Annotated in this window: 22 protein-coding genes; 10 read left to right on the plus strand and 12 right to left on the minus strand. The window is 58.5% G+C overall.

Features of this window, described 5'->3' with window-relative positions; translation table 11 throughout:
- Positions 1 to 144 precede the first annotated feature (144 nt).
- On the minus strand, positions 145 to 1,527 hold the full coding sequence (locus ACS4NR_RS07490; RefSeq protein ID WP_456019564.1) for an aspartate aminotransferase family protein: 1,383 nt from the start codon (positions 1,525 to 1,527) through the stop codon (positions 145 to 147).
- Between the two features lie 159 nt (positions 1,528 to 1,686).
- On the opposite strand from ACS4NR_RS07490, the gene ACS4NR_RS07495 reads away from it, so the two are divergent.
- Entirely contained in the window at positions 1,687 to 2,292 is a 606-nt protein-coding gene (locus ACS4NR_RS07495) for a TetR/AcrR family transcriptional regulator (RefSeq protein ID WP_456019565.1), read from the plus strand.
- A gap of 99 nt (positions 2,293 to 2,391) precedes the next feature.
- Here the strand turns inward: ACS4NR_RS07495 and ACS4NR_RS07500 are convergent, their stop codons facing one another.
- Entirely contained in the window at positions 2,392 to 3,063 is a 672-nt protein-coding gene (locus ACS4NR_RS07500) for a DUF3313 domain-containing protein (protein WP_456019566.1), read from the minus strand.
- A gap of 35 nt (positions 3,064 to 3,098) precedes the next feature.
- Positions 3,099 to 3,422: a hypothetical protein gene (locus ACS4NR_RS07505; protein WP_095135713.1), complete on the minus strand. Its 324-nt coding sequence runs from the start codon at positions 3,420 to 3,422 to the stop codon at positions 3,099 to 3,101.
- A 165-nt stretch (positions 3,423 to 3,587) separates the two neighbouring features.
- Between ACS4NR_RS07505 and ACS4NR_RS07510 the strand changes: the two genes are divergently transcribed.
- The 5 genes from ACS4NR_RS07510 to ACS4NR_RS07530 all read left to right on the plus strand — a co-directional run bounded on the left by ACS4NR_RS07510 (position 3,588) and on the right by ACS4NR_RS07530 (position 8,992).
- Complete coding sequence (locus tag ACS4NR_RS07510; protein WP_027614282.1) at positions 3,588 to 4,298, plus strand: response regulator; 711 nt, start codon at positions 3,588 to 3,590, stop codon at positions 4,296 to 4,298.
- Positions 4,295 to 5,623 (plus strand): ATP-binding protein, encoded by a 1,329-nt coding sequence (locus ACS4NR_RS07515; protein WP_456019567.1) that lies wholly within the window; start codon positions 4,295 to 4,297, stop codon positions 5,621 to 5,623. The genes ACS4NR_RS07510 and ACS4NR_RS07515 overlap by 4 nt, the downstream gene beginning before the upstream one ends.
- Positions 5,624 to 5,763: 140 nt before the next feature.
- Positions 5,764 to 7,053 carry an NAD(P)/FAD-dependent oxidoreductase gene (locus ACS4NR_RS07520; RefSeq protein WP_456019568.1) on the plus strand — a complete coding sequence of 430 codons (1,290 nt, stop codon included), beginning with the start codon at positions 5,764 to 5,766 and terminating at the stop codon, positions 7,051 to 7,053.
- A gap of 13 nt (positions 7,054 to 7,066) precedes the next feature.
- Positions 7,067 to 7,624, plus strand: coding sequence for a helix-turn-helix domain-containing protein (locus ACS4NR_RS07525; protein ID WP_456019569.1), 558 nt, complete (start codon positions 7,067 to 7,069; stop codon positions 7,622 to 7,624).
- 21 nt (positions 7,625 to 7,645) lie between these two features.
- The gene (locus ACS4NR_RS07530) at positions 7,646 to 8,992 is read left to right on the plus strand and encodes a glutamine synthetase family protein (RefSeq protein ID WP_095135720.1); all 1,347 of its coding nucleotides are present in this window, start codon (positions 7,646 to 7,648) and stop codon (positions 8,990 to 8,992) included.
- A gap of 388 nt (positions 8,993 to 9,380) precedes the next feature.
- On the opposite strand, the gene ACS4NR_RS07535 is transcribed toward ACS4NR_RS07530, so the two are convergent.
- The 3 genes from ACS4NR_RS07535 to ACS4NR_RS07545 are packed head-to-tail and all read right to left on the minus strand — an operon-like array spanning position 9,381 to position 14,919.
- Positions 9,381 to 12,374 (minus strand): AAA family ATPase, encoded by a 2,994-nt coding sequence (locus ACS4NR_RS07535; protein ID WP_456019570.1) that lies wholly within the window; start codon positions 12,372 to 12,374, stop codon positions 9,381 to 9,383.
- Positions 12,371 to 12,964, minus strand: a complete 594-nt coding sequence (locus ACS4NR_RS07540; RefSeq protein WP_456019571.1) for an ABC-three component system middle component 1 — start codon at positions 12,962 to 12,964, stop codon at positions 12,371 to 12,373. The genes ACS4NR_RS07535 and ACS4NR_RS07540 overlap by 4 nt, the downstream gene beginning before the upstream one ends.
- A gap of 2 nt (positions 12,965 to 12,966) precedes the next feature.
- Entirely contained in the window at positions 12,967 to 14,919 is a 1,953-nt protein-coding gene (locus tag ACS4NR_RS07545; RefSeq protein ID WP_456019572.1) for an ABC-three component system protein, read from the minus strand.
- Positions 14,920 to 15,231: 312 nt separating this feature from the next.
- On the opposite strand from ACS4NR_RS07545, the gene ACS4NR_RS07550 reads away from it, so the two are divergent.
- Positions 15,232 to 15,600: a hypothetical protein gene (locus ACS4NR_RS07550; RefSeq protein ID WP_083387108.1), complete on the plus strand. Its 369-nt coding sequence runs from the start codon at positions 15,232 to 15,234 to the stop codon at positions 15,598 to 15,600.
- A 159-nt stretch (positions 15,601 to 15,759) separates the two neighbouring features.
- Here the strand turns inward: ACS4NR_RS07550 and ACS4NR_RS07555 are convergent, their stop codons facing one another.
- The gene (locus tag ACS4NR_RS07555; protein WP_456019573.1) at positions 15,760 to 16,218 is read right to left on the minus strand and encodes a hypothetical protein; all 459 of its coding nucleotides are present in this window, start codon (positions 16,216 to 16,218) and stop codon (positions 15,760 to 15,762) included.
- Between the two features lie 32 nt (positions 16,219 to 16,250).
- On the minus strand, positions 16,251 to 16,619 hold the full coding sequence (locus ACS4NR_RS07560; RefSeq protein ID WP_095135732.1) for an antibiotic biosynthesis monooxygenase family protein: 369 nt from the start codon (positions 16,617 to 16,619) through the stop codon (positions 16,251 to 16,253).
- Positions 16,620 to 16,716: 97 nt separating this feature from the next.
- Between ACS4NR_RS07560 and ACS4NR_RS07565 the strand changes: the two genes are divergently transcribed.
- Complete coding sequence (locus ACS4NR_RS07565; RefSeq protein WP_095135735.1) at positions 16,717 to 17,181, plus strand: MarR family winged helix-turn-helix transcriptional regulator; 465 nt, start codon at positions 16,717 to 16,719, stop codon at positions 17,179 to 17,181.
- Between the two features lie 159 nt (positions 17,182 to 17,340).
- Here ACS4NR_RS07565 and ACS4NR_RS07570 read toward each other — a convergent pair whose 3' ends face one another.
- Together ACS4NR_RS07570 and ACS4NR_RS07575 are read right to left on the minus strand one after the other, a co-directional pair.
- A complete protein-coding gene (locus ACS4NR_RS07570; RefSeq protein WP_456019574.1) occupies positions 17,341 to 17,772 on the minus strand; it encodes a bleomycin resistance protein in 432 nt (143 codons plus the stop codon).
- A 196-nt stretch (positions 17,773 to 17,968) separates the two neighbouring features.
- A complete protein-coding gene (locus ACS4NR_RS07575) occupies positions 17,969 to 18,886 on the minus strand; it encodes a LysR family transcriptional regulator (RefSeq protein WP_456019575.1) in 918 nt (305 codons plus the stop codon).
- 179 nt (positions 18,887 to 19,065) lie between these two features.
- Here ACS4NR_RS07575 and ACS4NR_RS07580 point away from each other — a divergent pair, with 179 nt between their 5' ends.
- Complete coding sequence (locus tag ACS4NR_RS07580; RefSeq protein ID WP_456019576.1) at positions 19,066 to 19,713, plus strand: hydrolase; 648 nt, start codon at positions 19,066 to 19,068, stop codon at positions 19,711 to 19,713.
- 127 nt (positions 19,714 to 19,840) lie between these two features.
- Here the strand turns inward: ACS4NR_RS07580 and ACS4NR_RS07585 are convergent, their stop codons facing one another.
- The gene (locus ACS4NR_RS07585) at positions 19,841 to 22,462 is read right to left on the minus strand and encodes a bifunctional diguanylate cyclase/phosphodiesterase (protein WP_456019577.1); all 2,622 of its coding nucleotides are present in this window, start codon (positions 22,460 to 22,462) and stop codon (positions 19,841 to 19,843) included.
- Positions 22,463 to 22,643: 181 nt separating this feature from the next.
- Positions 22,644 to 23,405, minus strand: a complete 762-nt coding sequence (locus tag ACS4NR_RS07590; RefSeq protein WP_456019578.1) for a hypothetical protein — start codon at positions 23,403 to 23,405, stop codon at positions 22,644 to 22,646.
- A 236-nt stretch (positions 23,406 to 23,641) separates the two neighbouring features.
- On the opposite strand from ACS4NR_RS07590, the gene ACS4NR_RS07595 reads away from it, so the two are divergent.
- The gene (locus ACS4NR_RS07595) at positions 23,642 to 25,501 is read left to right on the plus strand and encodes an ABC transporter ATP-binding protein (RefSeq protein ID WP_456019579.1); all 1,860 of its coding nucleotides are present in this window, start codon (positions 23,642 to 23,644) and stop codon (positions 25,499 to 25,501) included.
- The last annotated feature ends 19 nt before the right edge of the window (positions 25,502 to 25,520 follow it).

Genomic DNA, 25,520 nt, shown 5'->3' on the forward strand with positions numbered 1-25,520 from the left:
TGGATTGAGCTGATGTGCTGAGTTCAAGGCATACCTGATTCCGTTGTAGGCCTTCGCCTGCTCGCGATAGCGGTCGATCAGTTTAGATCGATGTTAATGACACACCGCTATCGCGAGCAGGCGAAGGCCTACAAGGGGTATGCGTTACAGCACGCCATACTCGCGGGCGGTGCGATCCACGGCGATCCGTGTTTTGTCGACCAGTTCATCCAGCTCCGCCCGCGTCGCGATCAGCGCCGGGGCCATGATCATCCGGCCCAGCGTCGAACGAATGATCAAGCCTTCTTCAAAGCCAATGGTGCGGCAGCGCCAGGCGATGTCGTTCTCGTTGGCGAAACGCTTGCGGGTGGTTTTGTCTTCGGCGAACTGCAACGCCGCCACCAGTCCGACGCCTTGGATCTCACCCACCAGCGGATGGTTGCCGAACACTTCGCGCAGGCAGTTCTGCAGGTACGGGCCGGTGTCATTTTTTACCTGAGTGACCACGCCTTCATCGCGCAACGCCTTGAGGTTGGCAATCGCCACCGCAGCCGCCACCGGGTGCCCGGAGTAGGTCAGGCCGTGGGCAAACACGCCGCCTTTTTCCACCAGCGCCTCGGCCATGCGTCGCGAAAGGATCAGCCCGCCCATGGGGATGTAGCCGGAGGTCAGACCTTTGGCGATCGACAGCGTGTCCGGTTCAAAACCGAAGGCCTGGTGCGCGAACCATTCGCCGGTGCGACCGAAACCGCCGATGACTTCGTCGGCGCACAGCAACACGTCATATTGGCGACAGATACGCTGAATTTCCGTCCAGTAAGTGGCGGGCGGAATGATCATGCCGCCGGCACCCTGAAACGGTTCGGCGACGAACGCGGCGACCTTGTCGGCGCCCAGTTCGAGGATCTTGTCTTCCAGTTGCCGAGCCGCCTGCAGGCCGAATTCTTCCGGGCTGAGGTTACCTTCGTGGGCGAACCAGTACGGTTCGTCGATGTGCGCGACGTCGGGGATGGTGCCGCCCATTTCGTGCATGAACTTCATGCCTCCCAGCGCCGTCGCGGCGAGGGTTGAGCCGTGGTAGCCGTTCCAGCGGCCGATCATGATTTTCTTCTCGGGCTGGCCCATCACCTGCCAGAACTTGCGCACGGTGCGAATCAACACCTCGTTGGCTTCGGAGCCGGAGTTGGTGTAGATCGCGTGGCTGTAGTGCTTGGGTAGCAGGCTGAACAGCAGCTCGGAGAGCTCGATCACCTGCGGGTGAGTGGTGTGGAAGAACATGTTGTAGTAGGGCAGTTGTTGCAGCTGCGCAGAGGCAGCGGCGGCCAGATCCTTGCGTCCGTAACCGAGGTTGGTGCACCACAGGCCGGACATCCCGTCCAGGTAGCGATTGCCGTCGTTGTCCCACAGCGCCAGGCGATCACCGCTGACCATCACCCGCGGGCCTTCCTCGTTGAGGGCTTTCTGATCGACGAACGCGTGAATGTGGTGGGCGGCGTCGGCGGCCTGGTAATCGCGGGTGCTGCGGGTCGGATCGAATTCGGCGGACATGGCGGTTCTCCAGAGAAACGGGGCAAGTGGGTGCGCGTTCATTCCAGCGGTGCACGGCCAATATTTGTCACTTAAAAATATTTTTGTAAAGAAAATATTTGTCGATGAAAAAAGAAATCCGTAGGCTTCGGAACATCAGCGCCACAGGACATCAGCACCATGAGCGGGCTCAGAGAACGGCAAAAGGAACAGCGCAGAGAAGTCATCGCGCAGGCAGCGCTTGAGCTGTTCATCAGCAACGGTTTCGGCGCGACCACGCTGGAGCAGATCGCCAATCAGGCCGGGGTGTCCGCGCCGACGGTGGTCAATTATTTCGGTGGCAAGCAGGAGATTCTGCTGGCCTTGCTCAAACAGCCGGACGAGCAGGCCATGCGCGATGCCCGCGCCAATCTCGACGACGACAGTGATCCGCTGGAGGCATTGTGTGAGTTCGAAGGCTTGATGACCGACTATCAACTGCAAGCGATGCCGGCCTCGCTGTGGCGTGAACTGGCGCCGTTTCTGCTCACGGGTGAACTGGCTCAGGCCTTGAGCCCGTGGAATGCGGCGGTGATCGAAGAGACCAAGGCGCTGCTCGGGCATTTTCAGGTGCAGGGCAAGGTGCGGGCGACGGTCGATCTCGATGTGGCGGCGACGTTGTTCAACCAGTACGCGAATATGGCGTTTATTCGTCTGGCCACCCAGGAAGTGCCGGACCGGTCTGCGCATGCCTCGCACATGCGCGGGGTGTTGCAGCTGTTGTGTCACGGCATGCTGGAGGGGTGAGCCGGGGGCACTGGCCTTGAGGCCTCATGACTTGCTTTGTCCAGGCACCGGCTCTTTATTGGCCTGGTCAATTAACCGTCCGCCGCTGCTTGCGCTGCGTCACCTGCGAATCGCCGCGTACGACTTGCCCAGATCACTGGCCCAACCATCCAGCACGCCTTTGACGTCATCGGCGGTCAGCACCTGTTGGTCGTTTTCCAGCGGCAGCCCGATGCCCTTGCGCACGACTTCGGCGACCACTTCGCCGGTTGAGCCGTCTTCGAACGAGACTTCGGTGGTGATTTCACTGTCCTGGTCACGGATGCCTGTGGCGGTGCTAACGCCGGCGGCAACCAGGGTCACCGGTAGCCATTCATAAAAGCGCAGGCCCTGGGTGCTGGCGGCGACGCGGGTGATCGCCGGTCTGACGGTCAGGGTGTTCGGGCCGGGTTGCGACACCAGGTGCATGACCTTGCCCAGTTCCAGCCTGAGGGCGGCGTCGTAGTAGTCGGTGACGCCGGACAGCGTGCTCAGCGGGATCCGCTCGGTCGGTGCAGCGCTGGGGTAGAACTGGCTGGGCGCCAGATAGGCCTGAGTGTAACGCCCCCGCGCCAGCGCCGGGCTGACCCAACCCAGTACCGTCTGCCCCGATGGCGACTGGCGCTCGCTGAGCACACTGTAATCGTGCAGAAATCCGGTGTACTTCTGCGGTTCGACGGTTTTGCTGCTGCAGGCCGACAGGCTGAGGGACGCCGTACACAGCACCGACATCAAGCAATGGCTTCTGATCATGCGAATCCTCGTTTTGCGCTTTTGCTCCGCGTCGTTCAAGCGCGGGCAGTGATTGGGGAGGAGAGCGGCGGGGTGTTGTCCGAGCATTCGATGTGCAACTGGCCGTGGCTCATGATCCATTGGATCAGGTCGGCGGTCGGAATCGAATGCACGTACTCCACCCATTGCGAATCGCTGGGGCCGTACTGCTCGAAATAGCGGCGCAGGACGATACGGCTTTGATCATCTGACAGGCCCAGGCAGAACTCCTGGAACAACAGCGGCGTATCCTGCTCAGGCGCGCTGGTGCGCTGGCTGAGAATCAACGGATAGCGGGCGTCGTGGCCCTCGGCGGTATAACGGTTGTGCAATGCGCTCATTGAAAGCCCCCCGGTTGTCGATGGCGTGCAGGGTGCCTGAGGGGTTTTGCCGCAGAATGTCCGCTTGATGTCCGGGACGACGGAATGTTGCTCGATTGAAATATATGACCCGCCCGCCAGAATAGTTTTAGATGCGTTCTTTTTTGGCCTGAGGATCCTGTGCCCGTGAGCAGACTGCTGATCGTCGACGATGACGTGGAAATTCTCGCCCTGCTGAAGAAGTTCTTCGTCCAGCACGCCTACGAGGTCGATGTCGCCGCCGATGGCGCAGCAATGTGGGCGGCGATTGCCCAGCAACGCCCGGACACGATCATTCTCGACCTGATGCTGCCCGGCGAGGGTGGCCTGAGCCTGTGCCAGAAAGTCCGGGCGCAAATGGGCATTCCGATCATCATGCTGACCGCCATGGGCGAGTTGAGCGACCGGATTGTCGGCCTCGAACTGGGCGCCGATGACTACGTCACCAAACCGTTCGCCCCGCGTGAATTGCTGGCTCGCCTGCGCGCCGTGCAGCGCCGCGCCGGTGAGCAGGTCAGCCCCGCGAGCGAGCCGTCACGGCCGGTGATCGCCTTCGCCGGTTGGCATCTGGATATCACTTGTCGCGAGCTGCGTTCTCCGGAAAACGTGATGATTCCGCTGTCCGGTGGCGAGTTCGACCTGCTGGTGGTGTTTCTCGAACACCCGCAGCGCATTCTTACCCGCGAACAATTGATCGACCTGTCTCGCGGTCAGGGCCACGACGCCTTTGATCGCAGCATCGACGTGCAGGTCAGCCGCTTGCGCCGCAAGATCGAGCCGGACAGTAAGCGCCCGGACCTGATCCGCACCGTGCGCAACGGCGGTTACATGTTCACCGCCAAGGTCACTCGTTCATGATCCGTCGCTTCCTGCGCCGTGATCCGCTGAGTCGGCGGATCGCGCTGACCATCGTCGCGGCCATGCTCGCTTCGCTGGCGCTCAATTTTTTGTTCGTGGAGGTTGCCGGGACCTGGGCGCGACCACCGATTGAACGCACCGGGTTGCTGGAGCAGATCGCGGCCACCGTCAAGGTGATCGAGGCTGCACCGGCGCCTTTACGCCCGAAACTGGCGCACGCGGCAACCGGCCCGACGCAGGAGGTGACCTGGAGTGCGCAACGCGACGAACTCGGATTGCCAGCGGGAGGTACGCAGCTCGTCGCCAACAAGACGTCGGGGTTGCATCAGTTGTTGGGCGATGAGCGAGACATTCGGGTGTTCAATCCCGCTGACTGGCCAAGCGACAGCCCGTTGGGCCGCTACGCGGCGCTGATTCAACTGCCGGATGCCAGTTGGTTGCTGTTCTCTTCGCCCGAACGTTCCTGGGGCCTGGACATAGGCACACGCATCGCGATCATCATCGCCCTCGGCCTGATCGCCACCGTACTGGTGGCCTGGCTGGCCACGCAGCAACTGGCCAAACCGCTGCAACGCTTTGCCAGCGCCGCCCGCCGTTTTGGCGGTGATCTGCGTGCGCCACCTATCAAGGTCGAAGGCCCGGACGAGATCCGCCAGGCAATCATCGCCTTCAACACCATGCAGGCGCAGATTCAGCACTACATCAGCGAACGCACTCACATGCTCGCGTCGATTTCCCACGACTTGCGCGCACCGCTGACCCGCATGCGCCTGCGCAGCGAGTTCATGGAGGACTTTGATCATCAGGGCAAACTGATCCGCGACATCGAGGAAATGCAGTCGATGATCAACGCGGCACTGGCGTTCTTCCGGGAAGACACTCAGCCGGAGCAAAGCACCGCGTTCGACCTGTCGGAATTGCTGCAGACGATCATCGACGACTATCGCGACCAGAACATCGCCATCGACTTCCACGGCCCGGCGCATCTGGTCTACGAGGGCCGGCCGCTGGGGATCAAGCGCGTGATCGTCAACCTGCTGGAAAACGCCGAGAAGTACGCGCAGCAGCCGGCCATTGCGCTGAGCAGCGACGGTTACAGCGTCTGCATCGACGTCAGCGACAACGGGCCGGGGATTCCCGAAGCGTCGTTGCAGCGGGTGTTCGATCCGTTTTTTCGCCTGGAAACCTCGCGCAACCGGGAAACCGGTGGTGTCGGGCTCGGGCTGTCGGCGGCGCGGGCGATTGTGCGCGAGCAGGGCGGCGAACTGACATTGAGCAATCGCAGCGGTGGTGGTTTGCTGGCTCGGGTTGAGCTGCCGCTGTAGCACCTCAATCCTGAGGTGCGAAACATCCAGCTGTTACGCCGACCGTGATAACGGGTGAAAACGCTTTGCTGCTTGTCGCTATGAAAATTGTTCTGTAGATTTTCATGAAATTATAAGAAATAAATTTCATGAGGCGCCGAATGTTTCAGCAATCCCAGCAGCATGTCGCCAGCTATTACGCCCACAGTTGCGCCGATATCCTCAGCACACGGCCGGCGCTGGAAGGTGCGCACGACGCTGAAGTGGTGATCATCGGCGCCGGTTTCAGTGGGCTGCACACCGCGTTGCGTCTGGCCCTGGCCGGCAAGCGCGTCACCGTGCTCGAAGCCAGTCGCGTGGCGTGGGCGGCGTCGGGGCGTAATGGCGGGCAAGCGATTCTGGGTTGGTCGTGCGACATGCCGCCGCTGGAAGCCGCGCTCGGACATGAGCGCGCCCGGCGTCTATGGGACGGCATGCGTTGGGCCGCACAGGAGCTGCGTGAATTGCCCGGGCGGCATGGTTTCGATTGCGACTATCGCCCCGGCCATTTGTGGACGTCGGTGATGCCGCGTCGAGTCAGCCTGCTGACTGAGTGGCAACACGAAGCCAGCCACAAATGGGGCCACGACGGTCTGCAGTTCATCCCCCGTGAAGACCTGCCGCAATGGGTCGCCAGCGAACGCTATCAGGCCGGCCTCTACGACGCCGAAGGCGCGCACCTCAATCCGCTGAAACTCGCGCTCGGGCTGGCCGCCGCCATCGAACGTGCCGGCGGGCGTATTCATGAGCAAAGCACAGCGTTGAGTTATCAGCAGGAGGGCAACGGTTTCCGGGTCAATACCGAGCGCGGTTCGGTGAAGGCCGACGTGCTGGTGCTGGCCTGCAACGCTTATCTCGATGAGCTCTACCCGCACCTCTCCAGCTGCATCCTGCCGGTCGGCACCTATCAAGTCGCCACCGCACCGCTGACACCGGAGCAGGCCACTGCGCTGCTGCCGAGCAACGTCTGCGTGACAGACAACCAGTTCGTCCTCGATTACTTCCGTCGCACGCCGGACAACCGCTTGTTGTTCGGGGGTGGTTGCACTTATCTGGGCGGTATGCCCAAAGACATCGCTGCGGCAACAAGACCATTTCTCGAGCGTGTGTTTCCGCAGCTAAAAGGCGTCGAGGTGGAATTCGCTTGGGGCGGGCATATCGATCTGACCATGAACCGTACGCCGGATGTCGGCGGCGAGGGCAATCGTTATTGGCTGCAGGGCTATTCGGGCCACGGCGTGCTGCCGACATTGGCCGCCGCGCGAGCGGTGTCCGAGGCTATTCTCGGCGAGGCTGATGAATTGGCGTTGTATCAGGGCCTGAGCAATGGTCGTTTCCCCGGCGGCAAGCACTTCGCAGCGCCGCTGGAGGCCATCGGAAAGGCCTGGTATCGGCTGCGCGACAGCATTTGATGAGATTTTGACCATGAACAAGCAAGAAGAAATCGCCGCGCTGGCGATCCTGATCCACGACCTGCGCAAGCACAAGAAGTACACCCTCAAAGAGCTGGCCGACAAAATCGGCCGTTCGGTGGGTTTTCTCTCGCAGGTCGAACGTGGCTTGTCGCGCCCGACCGTGGCCGATCTCACCGCGATCAGCGAAACCCTCGGCGTGCCGACCACCTATTTCTACAGTCTGCCCAAGCCCAAGGAGTTACCGTGGGTCACCCGTCCTGACGAACGCCGCACGCTGTATTACGCCAACGGCATCACCGACATTCTGGTGTCGCCGCAGATGCGCGCCTCGTTCTCGATGCTCGAAAGTCATCTGGAACCGGGCGCGAGCAGTGGTGACCGGCACATGAGCGACAGCTCGGATCAGGGCGGCTACGTGCTCGAAGGCGAACTGACTTTGTGGCTGGGCAACGACGACGAGCCGGTGACCTTAAAGGCCGGCGACAGCTTTCAATTCGACAGTCATACCCATTGCCGTTACGGCAACCTCACCGGGCAGCTCACCCGCGTGCTTTGGGTCTACACCTGATAACAACAAAGGATGAACACGATGGACGCTGTCTGCTCTGACCTGCTCGCCGAAGTGCGCGCGTTTCGCCAACGCTACCCCGAGGTGCGTTATGTCGACCTGATTTCCCTGGACATTCCGGGGCATTTTTACGGCAAGCGCTATCCGGTGGACATGCTCGAAAAAGTCGCGGCGGGCAGCGCACTGAAGCTGCCTCAGAACTGTGTGTTGCTGGGCGTGCAGGGCGGTCTGTTCAAGATTGGCGATTACTGCTTCAACGACGGCGACCCGGACGCCGTGCGCCGCTTGGTGCCCGGCACTTTGAAGCCCGTGACATGGGAAGCGCAGCCGCTGGGGCAGATGCTGATTACCTCCGACGGCACCGCCAAACCGATCGAATTCGAACCCCGCGAGGTGCTGGCAAAGGTACTCGACCGACTGGCGGGCAAAGGTATTCATCCGGTGGTGGCCTTCGAACTGGAGTTCTATCTGTTCGACAAAAAACTTCGCGACGGGCTGCCGCAATTCCCTCGGGACGAGCTGACCGACGACGCCGATGATCAGCCGAACATGCACATCGAACGCTTGTCGCGTTTCGCCCCGGTGCTCGACGAAATGGTTGAAGCAACGCGAGCTCAGGGCATCGACGCCACGGTGATCACCGCCGAGCTGGGCCCGGGCCAATTCGAAATCAACTTTGGCCATCTGGACGACGGCTTGCGCGCTGCGGACTGGGCGGCGCTGTTCTGTCGCAGCACCCGTGGGGTCGCGCTCAAGCATGGCTACCGCGCCAGCTTCATGGCCAAGCCGTACGTGGAGCATCCGGGCAGCGGCATGCATGTGCATGTCAGCCTGTACGACGCGGCCGGCAACAACCTGCTGGCGGCCAATCACCAACAGCCGCTGCGCCATGCGGTGGCCGGCTGCCTGGATCTACTGCCGCACAGCATGCCGATCTTCGCTCCAAACCAGAACGCCATGCGCCGCCTGAGCGGCACGGTAAACACCGCGACCAAGGCGAGCTGGGGTTACGAAGATCGCGACGCCTGCCTGCGCATCCCCGAATCAGACACGAAAAACCTGCGCATCGAATACCGTCTGGCCGGCGCCGACGCCAACCCGTATCTGGTGCTGGCGGCAATTCTGGTGGGCCTGGAACATGGTCTGGAGTCAGGCAAGGAACCGATCCCGCCACTCAACGACGATCGCAACAGCGGCATCGATTTCCCGACGGAAATCCTCGACGCGGTGCGCGCCTTGCAGCATCAGCCACAACTGCGCGCAGGACTGGGCGCCGAGTTCGTCGACGTGTATTGCGAGAACAAGCGTCAGGATCACCTGGCATTCATGCAGGAGATCAGTGCGCGGGAGTATCGCTGGTATTTGTGATTGCTGGTTCAGCAACCCCACTTGAGTCAGGTGCGGGGGCCGCGATGACCGGATGGAATTCAGTACCGGTGAATTCCATCCGGTTATCAAAATTGATGATCGAGCCACGAGGGATTTTGAAAACCGGACGTGAAGATGGCGAAAGAACGGCTTGAATGACGTCTGGAGAAAATCCAACGCCATCCCTTGAAATGTCTGCGCTGAGTTGGAAATAGTTAACTTTGGCTGGCAGCTATCGGCCAGAAGCAGTCATTCCCCAAGAGCTGCTTTCGGCCCCAAAATGGCGAATCTATATATGCGTAGCTACCGCTGCACGAAACCCAACCTCCGTTAGGGCTTAGTTCACGCTCAGCTTGTATTTAAATCGACGCCCGAAACGATATCTGCATTATTGAATGCGCTGTTTCCAGCTCCCTGCTTGCGCAGTGACGCCATCTTCAGTCGGCACGAGCGTCCAGATTTTGGCCTCAATTCCATCGTTTTGCAGCTTGCGCAGGAAGTAACGAGCCTGCAGAGCATCATGGGTAGCGATAACGACCTGGAAACCATGATCAACGATGTAGTCTCGCAGCAAATCGAAAACTGCAGAGGCATGTACTAGGTCGTGATGCTGAGTCGGGTCATCCAATAACAGTGCTTTCCAAGGAGACCACTGATGACTCATAGCCATTGAGAGCAGGAAGGTCAGTTGAAGGTCCGTCAACTGTGCCTCACTCGCGATATCAGGTACCGGTACCGCTTTATTGCCAAGCGGTACCGAAACGCCGGCACGATCCTTGTTATACGAGTTGAAGAATTTCAGGCTTGCCTCGTGGAACCTGGACTCTCGTACGACACGCTTGAGCAGCGACTGCCAGCGGGGTACCACCTTGCCAACATGCTTCTGAACGTTCTCAATTTCTTTTTTGAGTGAGCCGTCCAGCAAATCCATCGCGTCCGAGATCAAGGACAACCGCAAGAAGCTGGAGCGTGCCGCTTTGATGCTCTCATTGAGGAACGCTTCGAAGGCCTCTTCTGATCGGTCAAGACGCTGAGCATCAATCAACCGCTGAGCCAGTTGTGATTCGCTCAGCTTGGCCCAAGCAGATATCTCCACCCCAATGCCTTCGAGTGCTGAAACATAGCCCTCCAGGAGGGTCAACGTAGCGCGCAGCGTCGCTTCGCGGGCTTGCGCAGCTTCTGCAAGTGGGTCGCCGGTCAACTCTTGCTCTTGCCAGCTCGCCCGGAACTGAAGAAGGAGCTTTTGAACCCTTCTGATGTCTTCCTCTATCCCTTGGACTGCGGTTGATGACACAACCAACTGATGCTGCTGGGTGTCTAGGGCGGATTGCACAGTCTCAACCTTCCCGTTCAGATCGCTGATCTGCTGTTCCAGCTGCGCTTTTTCTGCAGTGAGTTGCCCAAGTGTATGAGCCAGCGGTTCTCCAGAGGTGAGCGCGGCCAGTGCGGCAACTGCTTGATCCAGTCGTGTAGCCGCTTCGCTTTGTTGAACTCGGGCCAAGTCGAGCATGTGCTGTGCAGAGCTAAAGGCCCCCTCGGTTTGTTCAAAGACTTCTGGGGTAGGGAGAGCGTCCAAAGCCGCTCGCTGATCAGTCAAACGCTTTTTGGCAGGAGCAATACTATCGAGTTGCTGCCTGAGCGACTCCCTTGCTAACGGGAGCGAGTCACTAGCCAAAATCGGATCGATACGAAACTGCGTAACGTGTCGTCCTAGATCCTGGCGGCTGGACTCCAAAGCCCTCAATTCGTCTCGGCTGAGATCTAGTGTTTGCTGCGCTTTCTCAACCGCAACCTCACTGGCTGTCAACGCTTCCACCGCAGCTCGCAATTGCTGCTCAGCTGCGGTCAACCTCGGATTGATCGCCTCAAGGGCTTGAGCCACACGGGACTGAAGCTTGGCTGCACCATGCGGTTCCAGGCAAAGCGGGCATTGATCTTGGTCAGCCGGAAGATGTTGCGCTATGGATGCAACGGCCTGACGGATTGCGTCGACGGAAGAACTGAGCATCTCATAATGTGATCGGGCAGCGGCCTCAGCAGCTTTACACGCCTCATACGAGGAACGTGCGGCATCCCGATCGATGCTCTGTTTATCGATGAGCAATTCGAGAGCGGTGATTTGCTGGGCAACCTCGCTGATCCGTTTCTCAGTGGCTTGCCAGTCGGCAAGCATTACTCGACCCTCGTCCAAGCGTTGCTCGGTCTGGTTGATGCCCTGAAGCTGGATGTCAATCTGAGCATGCTGGTTGCGAACGCGTTGATTGCGCTCATGCTGCTCGCGAAGTACACGAGAATCTTCTTCAGCCTCGCTTAGGGCTGCAATCGCTGATGTCAACGCGTCATTCCGGTGAGCGATCTCCTGTTTGGCTGTGGTTTCTCCAACTAGGCGCTCAAGTTGCTGCCCAATACTGGTAAGTTGTTGCTGCGCAGAGTGGATACTGGCCTGATGCTCCCGCAATGCAGCATTGCCGTCAGCCCTCGTGTTTGCGTGTTTATCGAGCGTCTGACTCGCTGCCGTGAGGTCTTCGTTAAGCTTTTCGAGCTGCTCCTGCGCCGCAACAAAGCTTTCAACAAGATCGTTTACTAAGGCAAGACTTGAAATATGCGCCCGAGTCCGCTCGACTTTCCCTTGCAAAATCTCGGACAGTGCAGAGTGTGCAATCGTCAGCTCCTCCTGGCTGACAGTCCCGGTCAACAAGCCTGGCGGAATTTGACTCAGGCTTTGCGTCTGGTTTGCAACGTCAGAGAGAATGTCCGCAATTCGATCGCGCGGACGCAATGCACCTATTGCACCCGCAGCAGCGAAGTCGCGCTCTTCAAGCAGGCGAATCCACTCGTTCAAATCAGCCTCATGCCCAATGAGCACTTCTTCTGCTCGGGCTTTTTGCTCCGTCAGCGACCGTCGTGCGGCAGCTAGGTTAGCGCGTGCTTTAGAGCCGTCGCGGCCAATCGGCAGCTTCGCCAACTGGGATCCGGCTTCCTTTTCTTCCGCATTGACAATCCACCCATTCTCCCTCTGATCTAAAAGGTGAGTTAGACGCAGCAAGAATGGGATGTCATTTACGGACACATTAGGGAAGACGCTGCTCAAGTCTCCGTCCCGGCTGACCTTGCCCGCGGCAGTCACGCGTGATGTCGCAGTTAGCTCAGAAAAGTTCAGACTGACTGTCGCTGCCGTCTGATCATCACGAATGATGTGAGCAAGGTCGTCACGGAGACGCGCAATTTTTCCGGTTAGACCAAACTCGATCGCCTCGAAAACCGTAGTTTTGCCAGTACCATTGGGTGCGAGCAAAATAGTCGCTCCAGGACTCAGCTCGATGGTGACGTCAGACCCGAATTTGCGCAGGTTCGACAGGGTGATGGAATTCAACTTACTCACGACTGCACCTCGCTTTCACCCAGCGAATCACTAAAAAAACGCACCACATCCGCTCCGTTTTGGTTGCTCAGAAGTTCCGCTTTCCAAGCCGCGATATGTGGAGCAGACCAAGGGTGCGCATTGGACAGCGTGTTCAGCGCCGACACTAATGGATCGCTCAGCGTCTCGACATCGTCAGCAGGATCCAAGGCTGCCAAGAATGTCCGATTAAGAAAATCACCAGCTGCCTCAGATTCGCGCACGACAACCTTGCGGCAAAATCTGTCATCAGTCTCAATCCGCGCAGCGTCATCCTTGGCGATACCGCTGATCATCAGAAACATATAGAGGTCTGCAGTCTCAGGTTCGGGCAGCACATCCCGGACATCGGCAGCCCATTGGTTGGCAGCTTGCAGGGCCGTCAGTGGAAGCTCGATGAGCAGAACCGTCCGCCAGCCTGCCCGTTCGATGTGGGAGCGCTTGAGTCGAAGAACATGCGAGTCGTAGTCGACCTCAGGCAGCATGAGCTCCCTTACTTCCCGGGGACACACGTCGTACCGACCCTCTACACGCTGAATGATTGCGCTAGCCACTTCCTGTAGTGTCAGCATGATCAGTGTCCTTCCCCATGAGCTTCGATTGCTGCTTCGCGCGCGTTGCGCCAAGCATCCCAATGACGTTTGAAATGCAGTTGTAGCTGGGCGAGTGTCCCGGTACGCAGGTGCTTGAGCACCCCAAATCGTGTCACCAGCAATCTGGGCTGGCGCTCTGCAGCCATGCTGTTACTGGTCTCAAAATCATCAGCCATACCGGACTCGAGCAGGCTCGTGGGAGACCCTTCGACACCCGCTAGAATGACTACCGACGCCGGTGAAGGCCCCAAAATGGCCATCAGGTCATCGGCAACGGGCCTAGCGCCGCCATGATCGCCTGAAGCGCCTGACCAGTTCTGCAACGCAATGCTGAGAACATCCCCAACGTCAGGGATTCCGCGCCAATTGCCATCGTCGTTACCGATTGCGACGCAAACCAGAAGCAGCATCAGAATGGCAGTTTCCAGCAGGTCTGCAGTGCGAGGCCCGACGCGCAACGCGTGTTTCCCATCTAAGCCTTCTGTTTTGGGGTACATGAATTGTTCTAACAGTGACTCACGCGCAGCGGCGTCCGCTGTTAGCTCAGCGGCCCAAGAGCGCCACTTCGGTTCCAATGCTGCCAGTAATGACATGTCGGATACCGAGTTCAACCTGGTCGTGATGCGAGCTTGTAGCTGTTCCCACACAAGATCGTTCATTGCCCGATGAAGTGCTGAAGATTCCTCTCGCGTCTCCAGGATCGACGAGATTTCGCGACCCGACGCGCAGGACAGCACCTCTGAATTGTCTATCCAAGGAAGCTCATCAAGGTCACTCTCGCTGATCCCAAGCGTTCTACCCAACTCACTACCAGCGCCTTGGCGCCAAAGCGGTTCATCCAGAAGCAGGCAATGGCTCCCGCTTTTCAAGTGCAAGGCCAGGCGAAGGATGGCCGAGGGGAGGGCCACGGTATTTGGCGTAGGTGGGCAATAGGTAGCGTGCAACCGCAGCCTTCTGTTGTTACCGCCCGCTGTCCAGTGGTGACCGACAACTTCCGTGGCAGCATGGGCCGCTGGCAAGCTCGTCGTACCATTCAAGTTGTGGGTGCCGGCGACCATCCAACTGGATCCAGCCTGCGGTTTCATGAGGTATTGCGTCCAAGTCACAGCATCTGACCGGCGTGCGTCTTTGAGATGGTTGGCCATCGCATGACAGCTGATGGCGTTAACATCCGTGGTACTTGTAGAAATGTACCCCACCAGCTTCTCAAGGGTTGCCCGCGAATTATTAAAGTGCCTTCCTAACGACTCGCACGCACGCTCTTCAAGGTTCTCTTCGCTCCCTACGGCATGGATCGTGAGTGTCCGCATGGTTTGTCGAACATGTTCCCAGTCGGTAAAGCCACACCAAGTCGTCAACCATTTATAGACGTTTTGTGTTGGGGTATCGGGGCGGCTAGATAGGGCAGCCAGATCAAGACCGTCCTGCTTGCAGAGTCGACAAAACTCATGCAGGTGATTGGCGGTGATGAAGTCACTTGGCTTGCCCTTGATGACAACTTCCAAGCCGAGCAGGATGAGTGAAAAAGCGCGGGCTGGCGGCTGCTTAGACTGGGGTGTGATAGTCCAGGCAGACAAGCTCTTCATGGCCTTATCAAGCTCAGAATCGATGGCGCTATCGGGCGGGACAACTGGCGTTGCACTTGCTGCTGTCTTGCTGCTGGCCTTGGGTTTATAGGACTTGATGTAATCGGCTTTATCGATGTGCTTATCGCTGAAGGGGGTCGTCTGCCGCTTGATCTGGAAGTGATCGTAATGCTCATCCGCATGGTAGATGACCACGTCATCCCATTCACCAATACCACCTTGTTCGGCACCGATCTGCAGCGGTGCAGGGCGCCCATCCAGGTAATTGTCCACCATGTCCGACAAACGTTGAGCTATTACCAGCTTCTCGTAGCGGCCTTTTTGCTCAAGCCGGAACCTTCTTATCATTCTGAATCCCTTCAAGCATTTCGGCACCCAAGGCACCAGTGGCAGGTGGCCACATAATAGCGAGAGGATTCGGCCGAAGAAACAGGGCTACCGTCGTCTCCCCGTATTCAATAGTAGCTGGCTTTAGACTCTAGCCAGCGAGCAGTCAACTCAGCGCTGTGAGAAAGCTGCTAGGTTGTTACAACAGGCTGCTTTTGGCCGAAAGCGGTAGCCTGGTACGGCAGGTTTCGGCTAGAAGCGCACTCGACAGCTAGCCGCTGATGTCTCTACGCTGATCGATCTGGTGAAAGCACACCACTAAAAGGAGCAGTCATGTTGGTAGTTGCCATTGATCGAGATAGCGTTCATGCGGGAGATGATCTGGAAAGTCATGCAATATCGATCACACTCGATCAATCAGCAACACTGCGCACCTTGATCGAAGTGATACAAGATATGGACTACCTACCTCGTATCAGTGGAGGCAAGGCCACTTGGGTTGTTTATTCATCTGGCAAACCATTAGGTGTTTTAGCCCAGCAATGGCCAGAACCTAAATTGGTCGTGCGCCCCGAGAGCATCGTGGATCAATATTTCGGAAATATCGAGCCTCGCCTACTTTTCAGATATTGGTGTCAGGCAGATCCAGATGAGGTCTTTTCGGATGCCCAGGCCGGAAATGAACTGCCATCACGATTTTAGAATGGGCAGGAGGCATTGCTTTAGATCAATGCGGTTCAGATTACTGCTGTGGGTCGATAGCTGTCTCCCGTGAACGACTGCTTTTGGCCGATAGCTACCGGTCTCGAATGGGAGATTTCGGCCCAGCTTTTCAAGATAAAACGGAAGCAAGTATCCAACTTACTGCCTGCGAGGTTCGACCCGCATCAGTCGGCCGCTGAGGCGCAGGCCGTCACGCATATTCAGCCCCATTAATGCGATATTGGTGGCCCCTGCGATCAGTTCGATTAACTGTACGAAGTAAAAACGCGTATCGAAGCTCCCCGCCGACGCCCATTGGTTGAGCACAATGGCGCACGGCATCAGAACCAACAGGCCATTGGCGGCAATGAATGGCATGCGTTTCTTCTTCAAAGCGATCAGTCGACCTTGTCGTTTCCGACTCATTAACACTCCACTTGCACCGGTCGCAATGATTGCCGGTACCAGTATCCAAAGCCCGGGACTCACGATCAGCTGCTTAAGTGAGGCTATCGAGTGACGGGATCCGATAACCTCAACACAAATGGTCGACAGAAAGAAGGTGGCGATGCACAGCAGTGCCAGTGTGCTGAAGATCAAATGTAATCGTTTGAGCATTTATCTAATACCGTGGGACAGTTGGTTAATAATCAGGCCGTGCAGATATTCGACACAGCTACCTTGGTAAACAAATGCGGCATGGCCAAGGCGCTTGAGGGATACCGACTCAGGGCGTTGGCGAACTCCGGATGATTGAAAGCATCGCGAAACCGCTCTACCGATTCCCATACGGCGTAATTCAAGAACATGTTGCTGCCACCGATGGCCTGATGGAGCTGCGTGGAGATGAAACCGGCACGTTGCTTCATCCAGTTGGCATCCAGTTCCCACGCGCAAAGCAGGTCAGGTATATCGTCTGCGTCGACAGTGAAGAGGTTGATCAATACCACAGGAGCTTCGCTGCACTGCAGCTGTTGAGTGATGGGAACGATCGGATCAAGGGGGCGAATAGAAAGCATGGCGGCCTCTACATTGTAATCATGATGACAGTTTGGGTTTCACGCTCCAAACCTACTGCGTTTGACAACATGGTGTCAACGTGGAAGGATTCACGCCATGCAAAAGACAAACTACACACCCGCAGGGCGCGCCACGAGCGATCTGGTTCTTGAAATCTTTAGAGCAAGCGCGCGCCTGCTTACTGCAGGCGATCGACTCGTCGCAGAGCTAGGTCTGACAAGCGCCCGCTGGCAACTCTTGGGTACGATTGTGTACGCCGAACGAGCACAACCGGTTTCATGGATTGCTCGCGACATGGGGGCAAATCGGCAAAATGTTCAGCGGATCGTCAACGATCTGGTGAAGGAAGGGCTGCTCGAGTTTCAACCCAACCCACATCACCGCAGGGCGCAGCTGGTTGTCCTGACTGAAGCTGGGAGAAAGGCATTCGATCTGGCGATGCAGCTACAAACGCCTTGGATTAATGAGCTGGCGGAGGGATTGGACATGGAGTCTATCCAGACTGCCCATCAGGTTCTAAAGCACCTGCGCAATAGGCTTGAGGAGGACCCGGCCGAATGACCTGGCCAGCGTCAGCATCATCCAGCTACTCAAAAGTTCAGGCAACAAAAGACTGGGCCAGGTTGTAAACGGTGGTTCGTGGACGTCCGCTTCTAGCCGATTGCTGCCTGGTGTGAGGGGTTGCACCGGTCCGAAGCTGACGGACGGTCTGGCTCAGTTTCAGATTGGGCAAGCCGGTCTCTCCCCCAACCGCTCTACCAACCTTACGAGATAACCGTCGGGATCATGGACGATGAATTCGCGCTGGCCTATTTCTACATTGTCAGCCCGATACCAGGTGTCTTTGCATTCTCGATAGAGTGGACATCCAGCCAGATCCAGTTTTTGGATGATGGGTGCGACAGCCTCAACATCAATCTGTAAGTTGATGCCTCTTCCAAACGGCTTGGCCAACGGCGCAGTCAGCCATTGACCCGTGTCCGAATCAATCTGCTCAAGCATTACTTGCGCACCATTCAAATCAAGATATGCAAATCCATCTTCCGGGCGTTGATAAGCTACTTTGAACCCCAGAAGAGAAACCCAAAATGCCAGGCTTCTATCCAGGTTGGTAACCATTAACTCCGGAACCAGTTTGTTACGTTCGAACATGAGATGACTTCCGTTTCAAAAGGCTCGTTTTTGCGGACGGCCAGGTTCTGCACTGATGGCTTCGATACCACGACGGGATCGTGGGGAGCGCGATGATGCACGCTCGGGTGAGAGTTAACGAGTCGCGTTGACCGGAAGCTGCCCTACGCGAATGGCGGATCAAGAGGAACGTCTGTCGCTCTCGCTTAGCCCAACCTCACGCCAGCGCGTCATCCTGATGTGACAGCGGCTGCACCGCCAGGTGTGGCGTTTCACCGAAGAACTCGATCAGCAGTTCAGTGAGCACACGAATTTTGCGCGCAGGATGCGGACCCGGCGGGCGGATGATGTAGGCACCGGCCGGAGGGGGAGGATGGTTTGTCATGATCGGCACCAGTGCGCCGGATGCCAGGTGTTCATGGGTGAGGCAGTCGGGCAGGTAGGCGACACCGAGGCCTGCGGTCGCGGCGGCGACCAAGGCGATGCCGTTGTCGGCCTTGAAGCGGCCTTGCGGACGGACCGTGATGACTTTGTCGCCATCCATGAATTGCCAGGCTTCGGTGCCCTGCATGAGGGCCTGATGGGCAATCAGTTCATACGGCGTCTGGGGTTCGCCGTGCGCGTTGATGTAGGCGGGGCTCGCGACGAGCTTGGTGTAGACCGGGCCAATCCGTCTGGCAATCAGATTGGAGTCCTGCATATAGCCCACCCGGATGGCGCAATCGTACCCCTCGGCAATGAGGTCAACGAAGCGATCGCTGTAACAGGTCTGGATGTGCAGCTGCGGATGCCGACGCGCCATTTCTGCCAGCATCGGGGCGAAGTGACTCTGGCCGAAGGACAGCGGCACGGCCACGCGCAAGCGGCCGCGGAGGGCGCCGGCGGGCAGGATCGTTTCCTTGGCGATGTCGATCTCGGTGCAAACCCTGGCGGCGTAGTCCCGGAACGTCGCACCGGCCTCGGTAAGCGCCGCCCCGCGAGTAGAGCGTGCCAGCAGTTGCACACCCAGTTCGGTTTCAAGCCGAGCCAGGCGGCGGCTGACGATCGATTTTGACACGCCAAGCCGCAGGGCAGCCTGAGAAATGCCCCCGGCATCAGCCACTTCCACGAAGGTCTGCAGTTCTTCGATGTCCACTCTGGCGTTCCTCTTTTAGCGACACAGCACGTCGCGCAATGCTACTACTGCGTCGAACATGGGAACAGCACAATGGATTTTCCGGGCATGGCGTCATTCGCACGTGTCTCGGAACCCATCACCCGCACAGGCTCCGGCCTGATTCACAAACGTGCGTCACCCATGAAAAGGATTTACCAATGGCAAGCGAGACTCTCCGCAACCCCCATACCGATCAGCTACTGACCCCGGAAAACTCGGCGTTGATCATCATCGATTATCAGCCGGTTCAGGTTTCTTCGATCCGCTCGATGCCGCGTGATGAACTCGTCTTCAACATAACCAGCGTCGCGAAGGCGGCGGTCAACTACAACCTTCCGATCATCCACTCGACAGTCAATGTCGCGACCGGCCGCAACAAGCCGCCGATTCAGGAGTTGCAAAAGGTGATCGGCCATCTGCCGACCTATGACCGCACATCGATCAACAGTTGGGAGGACACGCAATTCAAGCAGGCAGTCAAGGCGCTCGGGCGCAAGAAACTCATCATGACTGCACTCTGGACCGAAGCATGCCTGACATTCCCGGTGCTCGACGCGATCCAGGAAGGTTATGACGTTTATGTGCCGGTCGATGCGGTCGGCGGCACATCGCTCGCCGCGCACGACGCGGCGTTGCGCAGAATGGAACAGGCGGGCGCGAAGCTCATCAGCCGGGTGCAAATGTACTGCGAACTACAGCGCGACTGGGCGCGAGAAGTGACCGTGCCGGGCTTTCTGGGCGTATTCGAGAACTTCGACGGGTTCAACGCTGAAAAAGCGCTGGAAGAGGCGGACAAGAAGGCCTGATTAGCGGGCAGGGGATGAAGGTGTCGCTCGCGAAAGCGGGCGCCACCTGCCTTACGCGGCGGTTGGCGGCCAACGTTCCCCCAGTGCCAGTTGCTATCAGACAGCCCGGTCAGGGATGCCCAACCGGCTAAATGACGCGACCTTTCTTCGGTGATGGGTGAGTGGCAGGCACGGCCCTGGCGCTTTTCAACAACTGCGCAAACGCCGTCTTGTCGATCGGTCGACTCATGAAATAACCCTGCACCTCATTGCATTGATCCTTGCCGAGAATCTCCAGTTGCTCCTCGGTTTCCACGCCTTCGGCGGTCACGGTCAGGCCCATGGCTTTGCCCAGGCCGATGATCGCCTGAACCACCGCCCGATCGTTGGCGCCGTTGCTGATCGAGGCGATGAAGCGTTTGTCGATCTTGATCCCGTCGAACGGGTAGGCGCGCAGGTAGCCGAGGGACGAATAGCCGGTGCCGAAGTCGTCCATGTTCAGGCGCACGCCAAGTTCCTTGAGCGCATTCATCGTGGTCAGCGCGCCGTCGGTGTCGACGAGCATCACGTTTTCGGTGATTTCCAGTTCCAGGCGACTGGCCGGGAAACGGGTCTGGATCAGCGCTTCGCGCACGTCTTCGACGACATCGCTGAGGGCAAACTGCGCCGGCGACAGATTGACCGAGAGCAGAATGTCCGACGGCCAGCTCAGTGCGGTTTCACAGGCTTCGCGCAATACCCAGCGCCCCAGCGCCACGATCAGGTCGGTCTGTTCCGCCAGGCCGATGAACAGATCTGGCCCCAGCAGGCCTTTGGTCGGGTGCTGCCAGCGTACCAGCGCCTCGACCGAAACGATGTGCTTGCCGTCGACGGTGTAGCGCGGCTGGTAATGCAGGATGAATTCGTCGTTCTTCAGCGCACCGCGCAGATCGCTTTCCATTTGCCTGCGGGTCTGAATCTGGTCGTTCATGTGCGCTTCGAAATAGCACCAGGTGTTCTTGCCCTCGGACTTGGCCTGATACAGCGCGATGTCGGCGCAACGGATCAACTCGCTGGGCACGAAGCCCTGACGGCGGCTCAGGGCGATACCGATGCTTGCGCCGACGTGCAACGGGTGATGCTCGAAGACCATCGGTTGATGCAGGCTCTCGACTAGCCGGGTACAAAAGCGGTCGACCTCTTGCCGAGTGTCCATGCCATTGAGCACCACGACGAATTCGTCACCACCCAAGCGAGCGACGATATCGTGCTCACGGGTGCATTCGCGCAGGCGACTGGCGACTTCCTGCAACACCGCATCACCGGCCGGATGGCCGAGGGAATCATTGATCGGCTTGAAGTTGTCCAGGTCAATCACCAGCAGCGACAACGGTGCGGCGTGTTCCTTGAGCAACAGCGCCTCATCCAGATAACGCGCCAACTGGTTGCGATTGGGCAGGCCGGTCAGGGCGTCGTGCATCGACAGGTGCTGGATCTGCGCATGGGCGGCGACTTCGTCGGTGATGTCGCTGGCGGTGCCGCGATAGCCGACCACGGTTTGCTTTTCGATAATCGGCCGCGCTGATAGCCGACAGTGGCGTTGCTGCCCGGCGTGATCGCGGTAGGTGCAGCGCAGGTCGCTGGCATTGCTGTCTTCGGTGAGTTTTTTAAGCCACAGCTCCAGCGGCGTGGTATCGCAGGACACCAGTTGCCCGATGCCTTGCCCCAGCCACTCGGTTTGCGGGTAGCCGGTCACCTCGCTGAAGCGCGCCGAGAGATAGGTCAGGCGCAACTGGTTGTCGACTTCCCAGATCCAGTCCGATGCCGCTTCGGCCACCGCGCGAAACCGCTCTTCACTGGCTTCAAGTGCATGGTTGGCCGCCTCCAGCGCCTGATTCGAGGTCTTCAACGTGCTGAAACTGTGGTCGACGTAGGTCGAAGATCGCACGGCGTGACGCAGGAAATACGCGGTCAGCAGCATCAGCACCGCCAGCACGCTGCCGAGGGTGGGCAGCAATGACCACAACAATTGCAGCCCGGGGCGTTTCAGATCTGCCGTCAAGCTGAAACCGGTACTGTCCAGCGGCACGCGTGGTTGCTCCCCGCTGAGCTGGTCATCCGGCATCAGGGTCAGGTTGTTCAAGCCGTAGGCTACGCCGATCGCCTGCAGTTTGGCGGGCGTCAGCTTGTCAACGAATACCAGCACCGACGTCTGTTGCGGATCGCCCACCGGACGCTCATCGTTGGGCAGAATGGCCGCCGCCGTGACCAGCGCCGGCCAGCCGTCGAACAGCGAGTACGTGCTGACAGGCACGGTCAACTCGGGCTGGTCTTGCACCTGCTCAATCAGCGACGCGGCAGGCACCGCGAGCCAGCGCGAGATGTCCGCGTCTTCCTGCTGTCCCTGCACCACGGCGTATTTTGTGCCCTGCCGATCCAGCACGAACACGCCGTCATAACCGTCAGTGGTGAACAAAGTTTTGCCAATGTTCTGTTGGGTGTACGCCCAGTCGGTATCGACCTGGGTATGCAGGTGCTCATAGGCGGTGGTCCAGTCGGCGTAACTGGTGATGTAGCTCTTTGAGGTGCTGATGCGGTTTTCCAGGGCGCGGGCCGTGTAGAAACGGTTTTGCTCGACATCCTCGCGATCCAGGCGAGCGGCAATGCTGAGCAGGGTGCCGATAGCGGCAATCACCCCGACGAGAAACAGCGTGCCGACCGCAAACGCCAGGCGGCGGGTGATTGCACTTTGCTGAGGCGGAACCGGCGTAGCAGGAGCGAAACTGTCCATATGCTCGTCCTTGGTAGCTTGGGTTTGCTCATCTGGAACAGTGGCCTGGGCGCAATGTTCAATCTGCTGTTGGCGATTGCGCTGCGGCGGATTTCTCTAGCGTAGTGAATGTGTGGGGATTTTGCCTTGAGACTGCGGCGGGCGTGCGATGGCCGGGAGCGCCTGGAGTAGACGACGCTGCTTAACCAGCCGACAAGATCAAACGTCGCTGAGGGGATCTTTGCATAAACAGGATGATGTCGAAGATTCGACCTGGCTCTGTGCTGAGTTCAGGGTAGTTGCTCTGGAGAATTGCCTCGGTCAGCAGCGCTTTATTGTCGCGCCAGCATTGGCCCAAGGAGAATGGTAGATGGCAAATGCGCTGACCAGCGGCTCTGTAGGCGTTTTTTGGTAGAAGGTACTGTGTGCCGCTGAACCCGGATATTCCTGCACGTTGCAAACCCTTTCTGACCTGGCTGTCAAACGCGGGCATGAATCCAGTGATCAGTAGTAAAGCCTTCATTGGATAAGTGACGTTGGTATTGTTGATGAAGAGCGCATGCGCCAACGCCTCGAGGATACTTAGCAATTCAGTATCAAATTGGTTGAGCGAGCTGAAGGGTGTCTCTCGGGTGAAGTTTCGACCGCCCGCAGGGTCTAGATTCAAAGCATCCAGTCCGATGCGGTCGAGGCACACAAACCTGGAGTGCAGCGCCTTGCAGCTCAGCGCTGTCGCGATTTGCCGAGTTGTACGGAGTATCGGAGCCTTGCGTGTACACGCTCCCCAGTTGGCCAATGCGGCGTATAAGGCCTCAGCGAGCTCGCCAGCACGTTCTGTTGAAACATCAGCGGCAAGGTACCGACTGGAAATTTTGCGTACATGAGCATAATCAGCGTGGTAAGAGGCGTTGAACGCATTGATTGCTGATTTGATATCGGTAGTCTGGCCAATCAACTGAAGCATTGTCTTTATCCGAATTGATGTGAGCTGCGGAGCGAACAGAGCATATCGATGCCGCTGATGAGGACAAGTGCCCGCACAGCCTGATCGCCACTTCAGGAGGTGCTCAGGTTGTAAACAGATCCAATTGTTCGTTTTCAGGTAGAACCTTTACTGACGAGCACACACTTTTTCACAAAGACCTCCCGGGATCCAATCAGTGGCAGAATCTCCCTGACTTGAAAGTTCAGGAGAACATCATGCTTCGTGTGTTTGAACGAAGACTCGACCCTTTCCCGCCTGATGAGGTGCCACCGCCACCCAACGGTCTGGCTAAATTTCTCTGGGCCTGCACTCGCGGTGCTCGCGGCTACATCCTCGCACTGGCGTTGCTCAGCGCCGCCGTATCAGTTTATGAAGCGTGGCTGTTTTCCTTCCTCGGCCAGGTCGTCGATCTGCTCTCCACGTGGCAGGCCGGCGGCGAAGCGGCGGTGCAGGAGAGCCGTGTGTTGTGGGGCATGGGCATTGTCATGGTGCTTAGTGTCGGGCTGGTGGCGTTGCGCACCATGGTTCAGCACCAGATTCTGGCGATTAACCTGCCGCTGCGCCTGCGCTGGGATTTCCATCGGCTGATGCTGCGGCAAAGCCTTTCGTTTTTCTCCGACGAGTTCTCCGGCCGGGTCACGACCAAGGTCATGCAGACGGCGCTGGCGGTGCGCGACGTGCTGTTCACCATGATCGAGATCCTGCCGGGGATTGGCGTGTACTTCATCGCGATCATTGCCTTGGCCGGCGGTTTTGCGCTGAAGCTGATGCTGCCGTTTCTCGCCTGGGTCGTGCTGTTCGGTCTGGCCATGTGGTACTTCGTGCCGCGTCTGGGCAAGGTCGGTCAGGAGCAGGCCAATGCGCGCTCGATGATGACCGGGCGCATCGCCGATGCGTACACCAACATCACCACGGTGAAACTGTTCTCCCACTCCAACCGCGAAGCACATTTTGCGCGGGCGGCGATGGAAGATTTCAAGCAGACCGGCTTTCGCCAGATGCGTCTGGTCAGCCTGTTCGAGATCGTCAATCAGGCCTTGGTGGTGGGGTTGATCATGTCTGCCGGGGGCTACGCCCTGTGGCTGTGGCACCAGGGCGACGTCGGCGCCGGTGCGGTGGCGGCGATTACCGCCATGGCCTTGCGGATCAATGGCATGTCGAACTGGATCATGTGGCAGATGACCTCGCTGTTCGAAAGCATCGGCACCGTCCAGGACGGCATGGCAACGCTGACCCAGGGCACCAAGGTGCAAGACGCACCGGATGCCGGCGTGCTGGTCACTTCCGGCGGCGCGGTGACGTTCGACAAGGTGAAGTTCAACTACGGTGGCGAGCGTCAGGTGCTCGATGGCCTGAGTCTGAGTATTCGTCCCGGTGAAAAGATCGGTCTGGTAGGGCGTTCCGGTGCGGGCAAATCGACGCTGATCAACTTGCTGCTGCGCTTCTATGACGTCGACAGCGGCGAGATTCGTATCGACGGCCAGAACATTGCGCACGTGACTCAGGACAGCCTGCGCAGCGCGATCGGTATGGTCACTCAGGACACCTCGCTGCTGCACCGCTCGATTCGCGACAACATCGCCTACGGCCGGCCCGATGCCACCGACGCGCAGATCCGCCGCGCCGCTGCCAATGCGCAGGCTGATGAGTTCATCAGCCAACTCAGCGACCGTCAGGGCCATACCGGCTACGACACCCTGGTGGGTGAACGCGGGATCAAGCTCTCCGGCGGCCAGCGTCAACGGGTGGCGATCGCCCGGGTGATGCTGAAGAACGCGCCAATCCTGCTGCTGGACGAAGCCACCAGCGCGCTGGACTCGGAAGTCGAAGTGGCGATTCAGGAAAGCCTCGATGAGATGATGCAGGGCAAAACCGTGATCGCGATCGCGCATCGACTGTCGACGATTGCGGCGATGGATCGGCTGATTGTCATGGATGACGGGCGCATCATCGAGCAGGGCACCCATTCGGAGTTGCTTGAGAAGAACGGCGTGTATGCGCGGCTGTGGGCGCATCAGAGTGGCGGGTTTCTAGGGGAAGACAAAGGCGTGGTGGAGGCTTTGGATCAGGCGTAAACGGGCAGGGCACATGGCC

Source organism: Pseudomonas sp. JQ36, assembly GCF_053851495.1.